Raw genomic sequence first — 16999 nt, forward strand, 5'->3', positions numbered from 1 at the left:
TGCCAGTTTATGAACAGATCCAAAGCCAGTATGATACATGCAAATTGGCAAAATTCCGCCATTCCTCCCAATAGAGAGAGCAATCATGACAGTCAGCGCGCAGAACTTGGTATGGATCGACATGGAGATGACGGGTCTGGACCCCGAAGAGAATGTGGTACTGGAGATCGCCACCATCGTCACCGACAAGGACCTGAACGTGCTGGCCGAAGGGCCGGTCATTGCCATTCACCAGAGCGATGAAGAGCTGGCCAAGATGGACGAGTGGAACGTCAACACCCACACCAAGAGCGGCCTGGTGGCCCGGGTCAAGGCGAGCCAGCACGACGAGGCGGCAGCCGTCGCCGAGACCCTCGACTTCATTCGCCAGTGGGTACCGGAGCGCACCAGCCCGCTGTGCGGCAACAGCATCGGCCAGGATCGCCGCTTCATGGTCAAGCACATGGGCGAGCTGGAGGCCTTCTTCCACTATCGCAACGTGGACGTCAGCACCATCAAGGAGCTGGTGCGCCGCTGGCAGCCCGAGCTGCTGGATCAGTTCAAGAAGAGCGGCTCCCACCAGGCGCTGGACGATATCCGCGAATCCATCGCCGAGCTGCAGTTCTACCGTGCTCAGGTGTTCAAAATCTGAGTGACAGGCAGGGGTTTGCCATCATCCGGTTGCTAAAATCGGCAGTTCGACCAGCTTTTGAGCGAACGGCTGCAACCAGACAAAAAAGCCCTTGCAATTGGAATGTCTGCTCTTATAATTCGGCTCCCGTACAGTAGCGCAAGCAACCAAATGCTGTACGGCCTGTTTTAAGGTTTTGCGGGAATAGCTCAGTTGGTAGAGCACGACCTTGCCAAGGTCGGGGTCGCGAGTTCGAGTCTCGTTTCCCGCTCCAAAATCTGATGATGACACTGGTGCAAACCAGCCCGATGCGGGAATAGCTCAGTTGGTAGAGCACGACCTTGCCAAGGTCGGGGTCGCGAGTTCGAGTCTCGTTTCCCGCTCCAATCATCAGCACAGCCTCAAGACAACCAATGTTGCGGGAATAGCTCAGTTGGTAGAGCACGACCTTGCCAAGGTCGGGGTCGCGAGTTCGAGTCTCGTTTCCCGCTCCAAAAAAATTTGTGAGTGATATTCCGATGCGGGAATAGCTCAGTTGGTAGAGCACGACCTTGCCAAGGTCGGGGTCGCGAGTTCGAGTCTCGTTTCCCGCTCCAATCACTTGCAGATGACATCCTGTTGCGGGAATAGCTCAGTTGGTAGAGCACGACCTTGCCAAGGTCGGGGTCGCGAGTTCGAGTCTCGTTTCCCGCTCCAAAAAAATTTGTAAGTGACATTCCGTTGCGGGAATAGCTCAGTTGGTAGAGCACGACCTTGCCAAGGTCGGGGTCGCGAGTTCGAGTCTCGTTTCCCGCTCCAATCACTTGCAGATGACATTCCGTTGCGGGAATAGCTCAGTTGGTAGAGCACGACCTTGCCAAGGTCGGGGTCGCGAGTTCGAGTCTCGTTTCCCGCTCCAATCTCTCTTCAAATTCAATATCTCTCCCCCCAAGTTCACGAATCCAGTTTCTCAATACAATCGCTGCCACATTCAGCTGGTAGAGCATGATCCGCGCTTGCCAAGGCTGGGGTCGCGAGTTCGAGTCTCGTTTCCCGCTCCAATCTCTCTTCGAAGTCCTCATCATCCATTTGAATTGCCCATCACATCGCGCTGCGATGATTTGCCGTATCCGGCGTTCAGCCAGGTCAGGATCCTGTTTTCTGTATCTGTTTCGTACCCAGGGGCCGGAGAGGGCGGTGGTGGCTGCGGGCAGGCTGATGATCGTGGCGGGAAAGGCAGGCAAAAAAATAGGAGGGGCAAAGGCTCCTCCTACAGGCTCACTGGCGCGGGCTTAGATAACGGTGACGTTCTCGGCCTGAGGGCCTTTTTTGCCCTGGGTCACAGTGAACTGTACTTTTTGACCTTCAGCCAGAGTCTTGAAACCTGCGCTCTGGATGGAGGAGAAGTGAACGAAAACGTCCGGACCCTGGGATTGCTCGATGAAGCCAAAACCCTTGGTTTCGTTGAACCATTTTACCTGGCCGGTGCGAATGTCAGACATGTGGTAAGTCCTATCTATAACAAAATGAAACTAAGCCTCGTTGGGCAGCATTTGCCTGAAAGGCAGGGGTTGAAGCATGACTGACCACGTCTCTTTGTCCCAGTAGCATGTAGCACAATCCCTGTCTAAAGCCTGACCGATTGTACTGGAGCCCGATCCCTTGTCAATTTGGTGCTTTTCGTTTTTTGAGCAAGCTAAAAGTATTGTGAAGTCAGCGGCTTGTTTCATGCTTCACCTCAAAAAAACGGGAGGCCATGGCCTCCCGTTTCATCCGTGGTGCTGCCTTGAAGGCCTCACTCCTTGAGGGCGAACCCCTCACCCTGGCGGTCGTAGCGGTAGTTGGCCTGGCCGAAGGAGCGGATCTCGACCCGCTGGATGCGACGGCTGTCATCCACCAGGATGAAGACCGACTTGCCGGACTGCAGACGGGTCAGCGGACGATCCGGCCCCTCGATGGCGATGAGGCGGCTCAGCTCGGCCCCGGGCAACTCGAACTTGCGCCAGATGGAGTAGAGCGTCTCGCCCGCCTGCACCTCGTGTTGCAGCCAGGTACCGTCGACCTTCTCCTCGACCGGCTTGGCGGCAACCGGCGCACTGCCGGCGTTGCCGGCACCCACGGTCAGGGCCTGGGTCGGCACGGCCAGGGGCACCGCCAGGGAACCTGAGGGCGCTGCGGTCGGGGCGGCAGGAGCGGGCTCCCAGGCCAGCACCAGCAGCCAGAGCGGGATCAGCACCAGCAGGCCTATGGTGTGCTTGCGGGGCAGCGGGCTCGCCAGCTTGAAGGAGCTCGCCTTCGGCTCCTGCTTGCGTTGACCCAGGCCACTCATGCCCTGGCCGAGACGCTGGCGCAGGGGCAGGGTAGCCGCGTTGATACGTTGGAGCAGGGTTCCTTGTGATTCGTCTTGGCGACGCTGCTGGGCTCGTCTGTTATGGCCACGTGGGCGACGGTCCGGGGTGGGCACGGCATTTACCTCTCACTACATTGCCTGCCATCAGGCAAATATGCCGCCTATGGTAAACGGACTCGCCCCCGAGGGGGAGAGTCCAGAGCATGAAAATTATCAACTGAGACGGAATTGTCCCAGCAATTGCTGTAAACGTTCCGCCGCCTGACGCAAGGCCTGGCTGGCGTTAGCGGTGCTGGTGGCATCCCGGGCGATGTCGTTGGCCAGTGCGCTGGTTTTTGACAGGTTGCCCGACACCGTCTCGGAGACCGAGCTCTGCTCCTCGGCGGCGGAGGCGATCTGGTAGGTCATGTCGTTGATGGTGGCGATGGCCTGGAAGATGCTGTCCAGCGCCGCCTCCGCGAGATCCGCCTCACCCACTGCCTGATGGGTCAGCTGCTGGCTCTGCTGGATGGCGTTGACCGCATTGGCCGAGCTGTGGCGGATCTTCTCGATCAGCTCCTGGGTATTCTGCACCGCCTGCTGGGTGTTGCCCGCGAGCTTGCGCACCTCGTCGGCCACCACCGCAAAGCCGCGCCCCTGCTCGCCGGCCCGGGCCGCCTCGATGGCGGCGTTGAGCGCCAGCAGGTTGGTCTGATCGGCGATACCCTGGATGACGGTGAGGATGCTGGTGATCTGCTCGCTGTCGTGGGCCAGCCCTTCCACCACCTCGGCCCCCTTGCCCGCTTCGGAGGCGACCTTGTGCATGGAGTGGATCACCTGCTGGAAGCGCACCTTGCCCTGATCCGCCGCGCTCTGGGCCTGTTTGGCGGAGTCGGCGGTGTTGTTGGCGTGGGTGGCCACCTCCTGGCTGACATAGGACATCTCCTGCACTGCGGTCAGCATCTGCTCCATCTCCGCCTGGTGGTGTTGCAGGTTGCTGTCGGTCTGGCCGGCAATGCGATCGGTGTCGCCGGCATGGCGGTGCACCTCGCTCGCGGTCTTCTGCACGTCGCCGAGCAGGGCCTGCAGCTTGTCGATGAAGCGGTTGATCCCCCGGGAGAGGGCCCCCAGTTCATCCTGGGAGCGGCTCTCCAGGCGCTTGGTGAGATCCCCCTCGCCATCGGCGATGTCATCTACCAGGCTGACCATCTGACGGATGGGGCCCGTGATGCTGCGGGCGATCACCAGCATGGTGGCCAGCGCCAGCACCAGCACCAGCAGGGCTCCGATGAGCTGCTGGGTCATGGCGGTGCGGTTCATGTCGGTGAGCTGGCGCTCCAGCTCGTCCGCCCCTGCCAGCACCACCTTGTAGGGCAGGGTGACGATGATGGCCCAGTTGCGGGCCATGCCGGGCACCGCGATGGGCACCGAGATGCGAAACGCATCGTCGAGCTCCTGGCGCTGCACCTCGGGCTTGAGGTACTGCTGCCAGCCGTTGCCGAGCACCTTGTCGGCCCGGCTGCCAAGCAGGGCGGCATCGCCGCTGGTGCCGGTGATGACACCGGCGGCGCTGACGATCAGGGTCTCGCCCTTGCCGTCATAGATGTTGCTGTTGAGGGACTGGGCCTGCCGGCTGATGGAGTCCACCGCCAGATCGAGCGCGGCTATCCCCTTGAACTGGCCATCCACCAGGATGGGGGTGGTGATGGTGCTGACCAGTACCTGCTGGCCGTTGATGTCCACCTTGAAGGGATCGACGAGGCAGGAACGTCCCTCCCGCTTCGGGCAGGCGTAGTAGTCGTTGGCGGGGTTGCCGAATTCATCCGGGTCGCTCTTCTCGATGGAGAGCAGCAGGTCCGTGCCGATCTGATCCTTGTCGCGATAGAAGTAGGGGACGAAGCGACCCTTGTCATCGCTGCCCAGGGGCGTCTGTCCGGCGAAGCTGGCGTCCAGGCCATCGAAGCCGTTCGGCTCGAAGCCGGCGAAGGCGCCATAGAGCTGGGGTTCCAGGGCCAGCTGGGCCTTGAGCAGCTCGGTGGCCTGCTGGCGATCCAGCGGCAGTTTGCCCGCCTGCTGCAGGGCGAAGGCGCTGGCCATCTGCTGGGTGTAGGAGAGCCCCTTCTGCAGCAGCTGGGTGATGGCGGCGGCCTCCGCGCGGGCGTTGGCGCTGACCTTCTGCCACGCCTCCTGCTGCAGGGCGTCACGGCTGGAGCTGATGGTCAGCTGCTGGGTCTGCCGGCCCGAATATTGGTTGAGCAGGATCAGGATGACCAGGGCGGCGGTCATGGCGATCCCGGCCAGCACCAGGATGCGATTCTGGATAGAACGAAACTGCATCTTGCGTTCCTTGTGTAGTAGGCGGTTGTCCGAATTATCGGCAGGGCGGGAGATCTCTCCAGCAATCCTGCCTAGCTAAGCGTAAAAAGAGGGAAAGTTTTGCGATCCCACTCAAAATCAGTGGTTATTAACTGTTTGAACCCTATTTTACCCTATGCCTTTCCATGGTTTTCCCATCCGTCATTGTCGGTGCTAAAATGCGACGGTTTTTTTAACGAATTGGCCCAAGGCCCTCTACACAAGGCTTAAAGATGAAAGTCAAAACCCGTTTTGCTCCCAGCCCGACCGGCTTCTTGCATGTCGGCGGTGCCCGTACCGCACTCTATTCCTGGTTGTTTGCAAAGAATCAGGGCGGTGAGTTCGTGCTGCGTATCGAGGATACCGATCTGGAACGTTCCACCCAGGAGGCCATCGACGCCATCATCGAGGGTATGGAATGGCTGGAGCTGAACTGGGATGAGGGCCCCTACTACCAGACCAAGCGTTTTGATCGCTACAACGGCCTGATCGACGAGATGCTGGCGGATGGCCGCGCCTACAAGTGCTACTGCTCCAAGGAGCGTCTGGAAGCGCTGCGCGAAGGCCAGATGGCCAACGGCGAGAAGCCCCGTTATGACGGCAAGTGCCGCCATGGTGATCACGATCACCCTGCCGACGCCCCCCACGTCATCCGTTTCCGCAACCCGACCGAAGGCTCCGTGGTGTTCGATGACCACGTGCGCGGCCGCATCGAGTTTGCCAACACCGAGCTCGACGATCTCATCATCCGTCGCACCGACGGCGCCCCCACCTACAACTTCTGCGTGGTGGTGGACGACTGGGACATGGAGATCACCCACGTGGTGCGTGGCGAAGACCACATCAACAACACCCCGCGCCAGATCAACATCTACAAGGCCCTGAACGCGCCGGTGCCGGAGTTTGCCCACGTCTCCATGATCCTGGGTGACGACGGTGCCAAGCTCTCCAAGCGCCACGGTGCCGTGTCCGTCATGCAGTACCGCGACGACGGCTACCTGCCGGAAGCCCTGCTGAACTACCTGGTGCGTCTGGGCTGGTCCCACGGCGATCAGGAGATCTTCACCCTGGAGGAGATGATCAAGCTGTTCAGCCTGGATGCCATCTCCAAGTCCGCCTCCGCCTTCAACACCGACAAGCTCTTGTGGCTGAACAACCACTACATGCGCAGCCTGGATCCGGCTTATGTGGCCAAGCACCTGGCCTGGCACATGGCCGACCAGAAGATCGATACCAGCAATGGCCCGGCTTTGCCTGCTGTGGTGACCCTGCTGGCGGAGCGCTGCAACACGCTAGTGGAAGTGGCCGCCCAGAGCCGCTACCTGTTCGAAGAGTACGAGGCCATCGACGAAGCGGCCGCCAAGAAGCACCTGCGTGGTGTTGCCGCCGAGCCGCTCACCCTGGCCAAGACCAAGCTGGCTGCCCTGGAGACCTGGACCACAGAAGCGCTGCACGAGCTGATTGAAGCCACCGCTGCCGAGCTGGGTCAGGGCATGGGCAAGGTGGGCATGCCGCTGCGCGTGGCCGTGACCGGCCAGGGCCAGTCTCCTGCCATCGACGCCGTGATGGCGCTGGTGGGCAAGGAGCGCGTGCTCGCTCGCATCGACCGCGCCCTGGCGTACATCGAAGCACGCATGGCCGCCGAGTAATTCAGGCTCGCCGGGTCAGTACCCAAGATGGCATGAGAGGGCTCCCTGAGGGGGCCCTCTTTTTTTGAGTCCCCACCTGATTTACGACGTAAAACAGCGACATAGCGATGAGGTTGGCGGTAAAAACAGCTAACTGACTGAATTTTGACTAAACGCTCCAGCGGGTGCGAATTTTGGGTTGACAGCAAAGCGGACGATGCCTATCATGCGCCTCCGTTGCCAGAGATAACTTTGGTAGCGCCGAGGTGAGTTGGGGTTATAGCTCAGCTGGGAGAGCGCTTGCATGGCATGCAAGAGGTCCGCGGTTCGATCCCGCGTAGCTCCACCAAATTCTCCTCGCACAATCTGGAATCCAAGGGGTTATAGCTCAGCTGGGAGAGCGCTTGCATGGCATGCAAGAGGTCCGCGGTTCGATCCCGCGTAGCTCCACCAGGTTCCTGATTGAAATGAAGTACCCAGGGCAGTGCGGTGTGTATCACCCAGGCCGACCTTTGTGGGGTTATAGCTCAGCTGGGAGAGCGCTTGCATGGCATGCAAGAGGTCCGCGGTTCGATCCCGCGTAGCTCCACCATCATTCAGACGTTATGCGTCGAAGGCAACCGACCGCCAGAAGCGGTTGTCTAAAGAGTAAAGAATTTGGGGTTATAGCTCAGCTGGGAGAGCGCTTGCATGGCATGCAAGAGGTCCGCGGTTCGATCCCGCGTAGCTCCACCATGATTCGGACGCCAAGCGTCCAGGATGACCGGCCGCCAGAACCGGTTGTCTGAAGAGTAAAAATTTGGGGTTATAGCTCAGCTGGGAGAGCGCTTGCATGGCATGCAAGAGGTCCGCGGTTCGATCCCGCGTAGCTCCACCATCATTCGATGACAACAGAAGGCCACCGCATTGCGGTGGCCTTTTTGTTTTGTCGTTTTGCATCGTCCCGGATCCCGCCGGGCTGCCAATCCTTCGCCCGCCTCGGCGCGGGTCTTTCAGGCGTCACATCCATAGGGACGGCACCAGCAAGACAGGGACTCCTCTCTTTTAAATTGACCCTTCTATCCATCTTCTCGGCCCTGGCCAATGACGTGCCTTGTCACATTTCTGGCAACTCGGACCAGTGGTCCAGCGTGCAAGAAAGGGAATAAAAGAGGCTGTTTGCCAGGTTTAGATAGGCTCAAGATACTGATATTAATCATTTATTTCTCATCTGTTCGATGAGGGATGAAGTGTGGGAACGTCCCCACATATTTTCTTTCGAGAATAAAGATTGAGCGGTCGAGACTTGCTTCCTATACTCGGGCTGTTCCTCACGGAACCCAGGACAAGGGCAAACCGGCAGTGATGCCGGGACGCAAAGCCTCCGATCTGCCCGACCACGGGCCAGACAGCGGGGTTACCCAGGGTAACTTGAGGGTTTGTGGCCCGTCCATGGCCTGTTGTCGTTCCCTTTCCCCCTGTTGCGATTGCGCTTTTCCCGGTGTTGAAGCCAAGACAAACAAGGAAGATAACAATATGCAACAGATCTTGAGGCCCAGCAGGCTTGCCATGCTGGTCGCCCTTGCGGCCGTCCCTGCCTGGGCGCAGGCCGCTTACCCCGCCTACCAGGCCGGCACCGCCTACAAGGCTGGCGACATCGTCAGCAACGCAGGCGCCCTCTATGAATGCAAGGAATTCCCCTACTCCGGCTGGTGCGGCGCGTCCCCCTACCACTATGAGCCCGGGGTCGGCACCGTCTGGGCCGATGCCTGGAAGCGTTATGGCGGCGAGGTACCGCCACCGGCCCTGGTCGTCGCCATCGGCTCCCCCGCCGTGGGTGCCAGCGTCAGCGAGGGGACCAGCCTTGCCCTGGCGGTGACCCTGAGCGGCCCGGTCACGGCGCTCGCCAAGGTGGAGTACCTCATCGACGGTACCCTGGTCGCCACCGCCACGGCTTCCCCCTGGAGCGCGAGCTGGTCTGCCGCCGGTGTGGGCAATCACGCCCTCAAGGCTCGGGCGCTGGACAAGGATGGCAAGGTGCTGAGCGAGGCGGACTCCAGCTTCAAGGTCGCCGCCGTGGTCGCGCCCGAGGCGCCCAAAGTGAGCATCGCGAGCCCGGCCGCCGGCGCCAGGGTGACCCTGGGTCGCAGCGTGGCGGTGAGCGGCAACGTCACCGACGCCAATGACGACGTCGCCAGGGTCGAGCTCTTCGTGAATGGCCAGAAGGTGGGCGAAGACACCAGCGCCCCCTGGCAAGTGAGCTGGACGCCCCAGAACAAGGGGCTGGCCGGTCTCAAGCTGGTGGCGACCGACAAGGCCAATCTCTCTGGCGAATCGGCCCAGGTGGATGCGCAGGTGGAAGAGGCCGCACTGCCTCCCACTGGCGGCAACCTCTCCTGCGACGTGCGCCAGATCTACCGCGCCGACGGCAGCGAGTGCATGGGGGATGATCACGGTCGCCGTGTCATCGGCTACTTCACCTCCTGGCGCACCGGCAAGAACGGCCTGCCCGCCTACCTGGTGAACGACATCCCCTGGGACAAGATCACCCACATCAACTACGCCTTCGCGGCGGTGGACGAGCAGAGCCACGTCATCAAGGTGGACGACTCGGCCACCAAGATGACCTGGAACGGCGTGCCGGGCGCCGAGATGGATCCCGAGTTCGCCTACCAGGGCCACTTCAACCTGCTGTCCAAGTACAAGAAGCAGTATCCGGACGTGAAGACCCTCATCTCCGTCGGGGGCTGGGCCGATACCCGCGGCTTCTACGCCGCCACCACCAAGGGCGACTGCTCGGTCAATACCGCCGGCATCAACGCCTTTGCCGACTCGGCGGTGGGCTTCATCCGCCAATACGGCTTCGATGGTGTGGATATCGACTACGAGTACCCCACCTCCATGAAGGATGCGGGCAACCCGAACGACTTCCCGCTCTCCAACCTGTGTCGCGGCAAGCTCTTTGCGAACTATGAAGTGCTGATGAAGACCCTGCGCAACAAGCTCGACAGCGCCGGCACCGAGGACGGTCGCAAGTACATGCTGACCATCGCCTCGCCGGCCTCGGCCTATCTGCTGCGCGGCATGGAAAACTTCCAGGTCACCCAGTACCTCGACTACGTCAACCTGATGACCTATGACTTCCACGGCGCCTGGAACCACTTCGTCGGCCACAACGCCGCCCTGTTCGACAACAAGGCGGATCCCGAGCTGGCCCAGTGGGGGGTCTACACCCAGGCCCAGTTTGGCGGCATCGGCTATCTCAACTCCGCCTGGGCGGCCCACTACTTCCGTGGTGCCCTGGCGGCGGGCAAGATCAACATAGGGGTGCCCTATTACACCCGTGGCTGGCAGGGGGTCACCGGTGGCACCCAGGGGCTGGGTGGCAAGGCGGCGCTGCCGAGCCAGAGCGATTGCCAGCCGGGCACGGGGGGGAGCACCATTCCGTGCGGCAACGGGGCGGTGGGCATCGACAACATCTGGCATGACCTCGACAAGAGCGGCAAGGAGATAGGCGGCGGCGCCGTGCCCATGTGGCATGCCAAGAACCTGGAGCACGCGGCCAGCCTCGGCATCACCATCCTGCCGAGCTACGGCCAGGCCTGGGGTCTGGATCCCAACAACCCGGCAGACGTGATCCAAGGCCAGTATGTCCGTTACTACGATGACAAGGCCCATGCGCCCTGGCTCTGGAACGAGCAGAAGAAGGTGTTCCTCTCTACCGAAGATGAAGAGTCCATGGGTCACAAGCTCGACTACATCGTCAAGCGCGGCCTAGGGGGCGTCATGTTCTGGGAGATGGCGGGGGACTATGACTTCGACGCCGCGAAGAACGAGTACGTGATGGGCAGCACCCTCACCAGCCTCGCCTACGAGAAGTTCAGCAAGGCCGACAAGGCGGCCCTGAAGCAGAATGATCTGCCGGCTCCGGCCGCCCAGCTCGACATCGGCGTGAGCCTCTCCGGCTTCAAGGAAGGGGACTCCAACTACCCGATCAACCCGACCCTCAAGCTCACCAACAAGTCGACCCAGACCATTCCGGGCGGCACCCGCATCGAGTTTCTGGTGCCCACCTCCACCTCAGACACCATCACCGACCAGAGCGGCATGGGGCTGAAAGTGGTGGAGAGCGGCGGCAACCAGAACTCGGACGGCATCGCCAACGAGAAGGACTTCCACAAGGTGGCCCTGACGCTGCCGGCCTGGAAGGCCTGGGCGCCGGGCACCGACGTGGAAGTGGCCATGACCTACTATCTGCCGGCCGCCGGCGTGCCGAGCGGCATGCGCCTGATTGCGGGCAGCCAGACCATAGGCCTGAAGTCCGACTTCCCGGCCCTGGCCGAGGCGGTGCTGGGCAGCAGTGGCGGTGGTGACGGCGGCAGTGGTGGCACTACTTGCGCCAGCCAGAACGTCAACCCGGCGGACTACAATGCCTATCCGACCTGGCCGCGCGGGGATCACGCCAATGGCAACGACCGCATGACCAACGGCAAGGCGGTGTGGCAGGCCAACTGGTGGACCAGCAGCGAGCCCAAGGCGGGCGATGGCAGCTGGAAGCTGGTGTGCAACTACTGAGTTGTCCCGGCTGCTGTACCAGCAGCGAACTCAGAGCGGGCGATGGCAGCTGGAAGCTGGTGTGCAGCTACTGAGTTGCCCCGGCTGCTGTACCAGCCGCGAACTCAGAGCGGGCGATGGCAGCTGGAAACTGGTGTGCAACTACTGAGTTGTCCCGGCTGCTGTACCCGCAGCGAACTCAGAGCGGGCGACGGTAGCTGGAAGCTGGTGTGCAACTACTGATGACAGGTTGAGGGGGCAACCCCGTCTCAACGCAATGACTCAATCCGGAGCCCAGGCTCCGGATTTTTTTGTGCCTTGTATAAGGAGAAGGAGGGGAAAAAGGGCAGGGGAGGTGCCATAAAAAAGACCGCTCCGAAGAGCGGCCAATTGCCACCAAGGCAATCTGCGGGGCAGGTCCCCTTGTGCTTGCCGACCGGGCGGGAAGGCGCTTCCCTCGGCCGGGTGGCCGCCCCGAACGTCCGGGGCGGCCCGTTGTTGTCGCTTACTGGGTGACGGCGCCGCCCTGCTGCTCCTTCAAGAAGCTGATCCAGGGGGTGGCACGACCGCTGACGTTGCCATTCTGGGCGGCCTGGGTGAAGGCGTTGAGCGCCTCCTTGGGCTTTTGCTGCTCAAAATAGGCGACCCCGGTCAGGAACTTCAGATCTGCCCGCTGCTCCCCGCTGGCGTTGGCGGCTGGCTTGGCGGCCAGCGCCACCAGATCCTGATAGCGTTTGCTCTGGATCATCATGCGCGCCATCTTGAGCTGCAGCTCGGCATTGGGGGCCAGCTTGTAGGACTTGGCCAGGGTGTCGATGGCCGGGTCCAGCTCCTTGGCCTGATGCCAGTAGTTGGCGAGCGTCTTGTAGTTGGCCGCATTGCTCTCGATCTGCCCCTCCTTCATGGCCTTCTCCATCACGCGGGCAGCGCGGTGGGGAATGCCGGCGAAGGCGAGGTAGTTGGCGAGCCGCTGCAACTCGTTGGCTTCGGTCAGCATGCCGAGGTTGTAGGCCCCTTCCAGTGCCGCCAGGGCCTTGGCATCGTTGCCCGCCTGCATGTGCATGGCCGAGAGCTGGGTCCAGTACTTCTTCTTCTCAGGATAGCGGTCGACCAGCGCGGTCAGCACCTCGGTGGCCGGCTTGTACTGTTTCAGCTCGTAGTGGGCCGCCATCTTCAGCAGGTACCAGGACTCCGGTGCCTTGCCCGCAGAGAGCTTGATCGCGCTGTCCACCGCCGGAATGGCTTCCCGGTACTGCTTGAGCTGCACATGGGCGTTGGCCAGGGTGATGTAGGCGTGCGGGGTCGGTTTCTCGTCCTTGCCGAGGTTCGCGAACCACTCCTTCATGGTGCTGATGGAGCCCTTGAAGTTCCCCTCGGCCATGTAGAGCTGGGCCAGGTTGTAGCGCACCTGCTGGGCCACGGGAGGCGGCAGGCCGCCGGTGGCGATGGCGTCGGCGAAGTACTTGGTCGCCTGACCGTACTTCTCCTGCTGCGCCGCCACGAAGCCCAGGGTCTGCAGAATGACCCCCTTGTCGTAGACCCGCTCGCCTGCGCCTGACAGCGCCTCCTGCAGCTTGGCATTGGCCTCGCCGTATTTCTTCTCGGTGATCAACGCCTGGGCCTTGTTGACCGCGCGGTAGGCGCGGTCAGACAGGGCGGGCTGCTCGGCGGCCCAGCTGGCGGTGCTGAGCAGCACCGCCATGGCTACCGGGGCGAGGATCAGGGTGTGTAACTTTTTCATCGCCACCTTCCTTAGTTGGTCGCAAACTCGATCTCTTGCTGCATGCGACTGGCCTGCGGCTTGCCGTCCACCATGGCCGGCTTGAAGGTCCACTTGGCTATGGTCTGGCGCGCTGCCTTGCCGAGGTCATAGCTGCGGGGCTCTTCCTTGACGATCCGGATGTTGCTGACGGTGCCGCGCTCGGTGACGGTGAACTCCACCAGTACCTTGCCGGAGGCGAGGCCGGCCAGCGCCGCCTTACGGGGCATCATGGGCTCGAAGGTCGCCATCGGGATGGCGCCGTTGTTGCCGCCGATGCCACCACCGCCACCGCCGGTGCTGTAGGCACCCAGGGCGTTGCCGCCACCGATGTTGACCGGGATGTCGAGTTTGGGCATGTCCATGGGGGAGCTCTCCATCTGCGGCCTGTCCGTGCTCGCCACCTCCATCTCGGGCGGGGGGGGCGGACGGTTCGGGGGCGGCGGCTTGGGCAGTTCCCGTTGCTTCTCTTGCAAGGTCTCCTGAGGCTTGAGGCGAATGAAGTCGGTCATGGTGACGTCCTCCCGCTCCGTCAGCTCCCGGTGATCCGGCGTGATGAGCTTGTTCATTCCCAGGAACAGGAAGAACACCACCACGCAGGAGACCGCTAACGATATCAGGTATCTCATAGGGCTCGCTCCGGCATCAGCTGCTCTTGCTCGCCGCGATGGAGATGTTCTGGACACCGGCCATGCGGATCTGATCCATGACCTGGACCACCAGCCCGGAACGGGACTCGGTATCGGCCTGGATCACCACGGCGCTCTCCGGGTTCTCCGCCCGCAGCCGCTCGATGTTGGCACGCACCGCGCCCACCTCGACGACCCGTTTGTCGACCCAGACCTGACCGTTCTCGCGGACCGCGACCATGATGTTCCCCTTCTTCACCGTCTCGGCCGTGCTGGCGCTCGGGCGGTTGATCTCCACGCCGGACTCCTTGACGAACGAGGTGGTGACGATGAAGAAGATCAGCATGATGAACACGATGTCCAGCATGGGGGTCAAATCGATGGCCGCCTCGTCCGCACCGCTGTCGCTGTGACGTTTTCTCATGGCAAAAAACTCCTTGCTTGTTCTGTGCCCCGGCGGGCCAGGCCCGGCCGGGGATGTGCATCCTGCATCAGCCGTGTTTCAGGTTGTCTTCCAGCTTCTGCACGGCCAGCTTGGCCTTGTGATCGAGCTGGTTGACAAAAAACAGGCCGGAAAGGGCGGCAATCATGCCCGCCATGGTCGGTACCGTCGCCTTGGAGATCCCCGAGGCCATCGCCCTGGGGGAGCCGGTGCCGGTGATGGCCAGGGTGTCGAACACCTGCACCATGCCGACCACGGTGCCCAGCAGCCCCATCAGCGGACAGAGGGCGATCAGCACCTTGATGACCGGCATCCCCTTGTCCACGGCCATGGAGACCCGGGAGACCAGCTCGCGGCGGATCTGCTTGGCGGACCAGGAGAGATGATCGGTGCGGGCCAGCCAGGCCGCCTTGGTCTGCTTCACCTGTTTGGGGTAGACCGCCATGAAGTAGAACCAGCGCTCCAGCAGCAGGGCCCACATCATCAGGGTCAGGAAGAACAGGGCGACCAGCACGTCGCCCCCCAATCCCAGAAACCGGCGGACCGACTCGACTTCTTCAATCAACCAGAACCACATGGGTGACTCCTTAGGCTGCGGCCTTGGCGGCGTGCAGACGTTCCTGATAGCGGGCGACGAAGCCGGCGCTCTGTTCTTCCAGGACCTGGATGAGACGGCGGCTCTGGGTCTGCACTATGGTGTAGAGGAACAGCATGGGCACGGCCACGACCAGACCCTGCATGGTGGTCACCAGGGCTTCGGAGATACCGCCCGCCATTAGCTTGGGATCGCCGGTACCGAACAGGGTGATGGCCTGGAAGGTGGCGATCATCCCGACCACTGTCCCCAGCAGACCCAGCAGCGGGGCGACCGAGGCGATCAGCTTGATGATGCTGATGCCCTTCTCGAACTTGGGCACGTTGCGCAAGATGATCTCGTCGAGCTTGGACTCCAGATCCTCGATGTTGTCACCGCGGTGCTCCTGGTAGGCCACCAGCATCTCGCCGATGGGGTTGCCCTTGATGACTTGCTCGGACTTCAGCTGCTTGCGCATGGAACCGCCGATGAGGGAGAGGCGGGCACCGCAGAACAGGGCCAGCAGGGTACCAAGCACGCCGAGTACCATGATGACGTAGCCCACTTCACCCCCCTGATCGATCCGTTCTTTCAGGGTCGGAGACTGTACCAGCAGGGAGAGGATCACGCCGCGGGACGGGTCGATGAACACGGGTTTGATGCTGCCGTCGCCCTGCTCAAAGTCGGCAACGGGCTCCAGCACCGCCTTGTCCGGCTGGCGGGGCAGCTGTTCGAACTTGCCGGTCTCCGGCACGAAGGTGAGGTACTTGCCCTCGGAGACGGTGTTGAACTCGCCGATCTGTGTCACTGTCTTCTCGGCCTGGTTGCCCTCGCCATAGACCACGGTGGCCGGGAGCTGGCTCACCTTGCCACCGTCGACCATGCGGCTGAGGGTGGTGGTCCAGAAGGCGGTCAGGTCATCGCTGGAGGGGAGCTCCTTGCTCTCGGCCAGGCGGGTCAGCAGGGCGGATTGCTCGGGGTGCTCGACCCGGCGGGCAGAGGCGTTGAAGATCCCCTTGAACTCACCGGCGAACTGGCGCAGCACGCCAAACATCTCGCCCATGTTGCCGGAGCGCTGGCGCAGGGTCTCGGTCAGCTCGGTGAGCTGCTTGTCGTTGGCATCGAAGGTGGCCTTGAGCTGTTCACCTCGGGCGGTCTCGGCGGCGAGCTCGGCCTTGGCCTTGGCCAGCAGGGCGCCCTGCTCGTTCTTGTCAGCCAGGAAGCGGGCTTCCCGCTCCTTGTTTATCTGGGATTCGCTGGCGCTGGCGGCTTTCACCTGGCTCAGCAGGGCATTGAGATCCACCGGCTTCTCGGCGGCGGTCACCGGCAAGGTGACCAGGGTGGCCCCCGCAATCAGGGAGGCAATGGCGAGTTTGATTCCTTTCATGATGCTTTCTCCGCAGTTTGAACCGGCAGCTTGATGAGGGCGGGGGGCGCCTGCTTCTTGGCGATGCGAAGGCCCTGTTCGACGGCGCTGCGATACTCCTGGGGCAGTTCTTCCCACTGGCGGGTCTTCTTGTTCCACATGCCGGTCTCGTTGCCATCCGGGGACTGGTAGAGCAGGGCGATGCGGCCCACGCGCAGGAACTCGTAGGTCTTCTCGCTGCCATCCTTGTCCAGGCTCGCCTTGTAGGACTCGATGGTGCGGCTGAAGCCCTCCTCGATCTGGTAGGCCTCGAGGATCTTGCGGTACTTCTCGGAGATGGTGACGTCGGCCCGGTTCATCAGGTCGGTCAGGGCCGCCACGCGGTCCTCACGCTCCACCTTCTGGAACGGCAGGTCGAGGGAGACGAACTGATCGAGGGAGTCGATCATCTTGAGCATCAGGGGCACCACTTCGGTGCTGGTCTGGTCGATCTGGGCGATCTGCTTCTGCATGGAAGCGAGCTCGGCGCTCTGGGACTCGACCATCTTGCCCACTTGCTCGTTGTAGGTGCGCAGGCTGTCGACCTGACGCAGGGCGGCCTTGTACTGGGCCAGGGCAGACTCGGCAGACTCGGCGTAGTTGTCGATCTTCTGCTGGGAAACTTTGGATGCATTGTCGGTGGCGGCTTGAGCGTCCACTGCCTGACCGGCAGAGGCGGCGCTCAGATTGAAGCTGGTCAGCAAGGCAGCCGAAACCAGGCTGCCGAGGAGCGCTTTCTTCATTGTAATTGTCCTT

General features: G+C 62.0%; 12 protein-coding genes, 12 tRNA genes and 1 riboswitch. Of the genes, 15 read left to right on the top strand and 9 right to left on the bottom strand.

The features are described from left to right. Window positions 1-85: 85 nt before the first annotated feature. The 8 genes from orn to I6L45_RS10655 all read left to right on the top strand — a co-directional run bounded on the left by orn (window position 86) and on the right by I6L45_RS10655 (window position 1508). On the top strand, window positions 86-631 hold the full coding sequence (gene orn / locus I6L45_RS10620) for an oligoribonuclease (protein WP_043762411.1): 546 nt from the start codon (window positions 86-88) through the stop codon (window positions 629-631). Between the two features lie 177 nt (window positions 632-808). Further along, window positions 809-884, top strand: a tRNA-Gly gene (locus I6L45_RS10625). Between the two features lie 36 nt (window positions 885-920). After that, a tRNA-Gly gene (locus I6L45_RS10630) sits at window positions 921-996 on the top strand. Between the two features lie 32 nt (window positions 997-1028). Continuing rightward, window positions 1029-1104 (top strand) — tRNA-Gly (locus tag I6L45_RS10635). Window positions 1105-1130: 26 nt separating this feature from the next. After that, a tRNA-Gly gene (locus I6L45_RS10640) sits at window positions 1131-1206 on the top strand. Between the two features lie 24 nt (window positions 1207-1230). Further along, a tRNA-Gly gene (locus I6L45_RS10645) sits at window positions 1231-1306 on the top strand. 26 nt (window positions 1307-1332) lie between these two features. Further along, a tRNA-Gly gene (locus I6L45_RS10650) sits at window positions 1333-1408 on the top strand. A gap of 24 nt (window positions 1409-1432) precedes the next feature. Then, window positions 1433-1508, top strand: a tRNA-Gly gene (locus I6L45_RS10655). A 373-nt stretch (window positions 1509-1881) separates the two neighbouring features. Here the strand turns inward: I6L45_RS10655 and I6L45_RS10660 are convergent. The 3 genes from I6L45_RS10660 to I6L45_RS10670 all read right to left on the bottom strand — a co-directional run bounded on the left by I6L45_RS10660 (window position 1882) and on the right by I6L45_RS10670 (window position 5255). Then, the gene (locus tag I6L45_RS10660; RefSeq protein WP_005297820.1) at window positions 1882-2091 is read right to left on the bottom strand and encodes a cold-shock protein; all 210 of its coding nucleotides are present in this window, start codon (window positions 2089-2091) and stop codon (window positions 1882-1884) included. A 293-nt stretch (window positions 2092-2384) separates the two neighbouring features. Then, window positions 2385-3053 (bottom strand): LysM-like peptidoglycan-binding domain-containing protein, encoded by a 669-nt coding sequence (locus I6L45_RS10665; protein ID WP_216982047.1) that lies wholly within the window; start codon window positions 3051-3053, stop codon window positions 2385-2387. A 99-nt stretch (window positions 3054-3152) separates the two neighbouring features. After that, entirely contained in the window at window positions 3153-5255 is a 2103-nt protein-coding gene (locus I6L45_RS10670; RefSeq protein ID WP_216982048.1) for a methyl-accepting chemotaxis protein, read from the bottom strand. A gap of 251 nt (window positions 5256-5506) precedes the next feature. Between I6L45_RS10670 and gltX the strand changes: the two genes are divergently transcribed. From gltX to I6L45_RS10705, 7 genes are all read left to right on the top strand, one after another. After that, window positions 5507-6922 (top strand): glutamate--tRNA ligase, encoded by a 1416-nt coding sequence (gene gltX, locus I6L45_RS10675; protein WP_134697158.1) that lies wholly within the window; start codon window positions 5507-5509, stop codon window positions 6920-6922. A 252-nt stretch (window positions 6923-7174) separates the two neighbouring features. Further along, window positions 7175-7250, top strand: a tRNA-Ala gene (locus I6L45_RS10680). A 28-nt stretch (window positions 7251-7278) separates the two neighbouring features. Beyond that, a tRNA-Ala gene (locus I6L45_RS10685) sits at window positions 7279-7354 on the top strand. A 63-nt stretch (window positions 7355-7417) separates the two neighbouring features. Further along, window positions 7418-7493 (top strand) — tRNA-Ala (locus tag I6L45_RS10690). A gap of 67 nt (window positions 7494-7560) precedes the next feature. Further along, window positions 7561-7636, top strand: a tRNA-Ala gene (locus I6L45_RS10695). Window positions 7637-7702: 66 nt separating this feature from the next. Continuing rightward, a tRNA-Ala gene (locus I6L45_RS10700) sits at window positions 7703-7778 on the top strand. A gap of 442 nt (window positions 7779-8220) precedes the next feature. Next, a riboswitch (cyclic di-GMP riboswitch) is annotated at window positions 8221-8305 on the top strand. 144 nt (window positions 8306-8449) lie between these two features. After that, on the top strand, window positions 8450-11455 hold the full coding sequence (locus I6L45_RS10705; protein WP_216984198.1) for a glycosyl hydrolase family 18 protein: 3006 nt from the start codon (window positions 8450-8452) through the stop codon (window positions 11453-11455). A 484-nt stretch (window positions 11456-11939) separates the two neighbouring features. Here I6L45_RS10705 and I6L45_RS10710 read toward each other — a convergent pair whose 3' ends face one another. From I6L45_RS10710 to I6L45_RS10735, 6 genes are all read right to left on the bottom strand, one after another. Continuing rightward, complete coding sequence (locus I6L45_RS10710) at window positions 11940-13175, bottom strand: lipopolysaccharide assembly protein LapB (protein ID WP_043762404.1); 1236 nt, start codon at window positions 13173-13175, stop codon at window positions 11940-11942. An 11-nt stretch (window positions 13176-13186) separates the two neighbouring features. After that, a complete protein-coding gene (locus I6L45_RS10715) occupies window positions 13187-13822 on the bottom strand; it encodes an energy transducer TonB (protein WP_043808277.1) in 636 nt (211 codons plus the stop codon). A 16-nt stretch (window positions 13823-13838) separates the two neighbouring features. After that, on the bottom strand, window positions 13839-14246 hold the full coding sequence (locus tag I6L45_RS10720) for a biopolymer transporter ExbD (protein WP_005327075.1): 408 nt from the start codon (window positions 14244-14246) through the stop codon (window positions 13839-13841). A 67-nt stretch (window positions 14247-14313) separates the two neighbouring features. Continuing rightward, the gene (locus I6L45_RS10725; RefSeq protein WP_043762401.1) at window positions 14314-14841 is read right to left on the bottom strand and encodes a MotA/TolQ/ExbB proton channel family protein; all 528 of its coding nucleotides are present in this window, start codon (window positions 14839-14841) and stop codon (window positions 14314-14316) included. Between the two features lie 10 nt (window positions 14842-14851). Next, window positions 14852-16225: a MotA/TolQ/ExbB proton channel family protein gene (locus I6L45_RS10730; RefSeq protein ID WP_043762400.1), complete on the bottom strand. Its 1374-nt coding sequence runs from the start codon at window positions 16223-16225 to the stop codon at window positions 14852-14854. Continuing rightward, complete coding sequence (locus I6L45_RS10735; protein WP_216982049.1) at window positions 16222-16986, bottom strand: DUF3450 domain-containing protein; 765 nt, start codon at window positions 16984-16986, stop codon at window positions 16222-16224. Before I6L45_RS10735 ends, I6L45_RS10730 begins: the two co-directional genes overlap by 4 nt. Window positions 16987-16999: the final 13 nt, after the last annotated feature.

It is taken from the genome of Aeromonas sp. FDAARGOS 1415 (genome assembly GCF_019048365.1).
Taxonomy (GTDB): Bacteria; Pseudomonadota; Gammaproteobacteria; order Enterobacterales; family Aeromonadaceae; genus Aeromonas; species Aeromonas taiwanensis.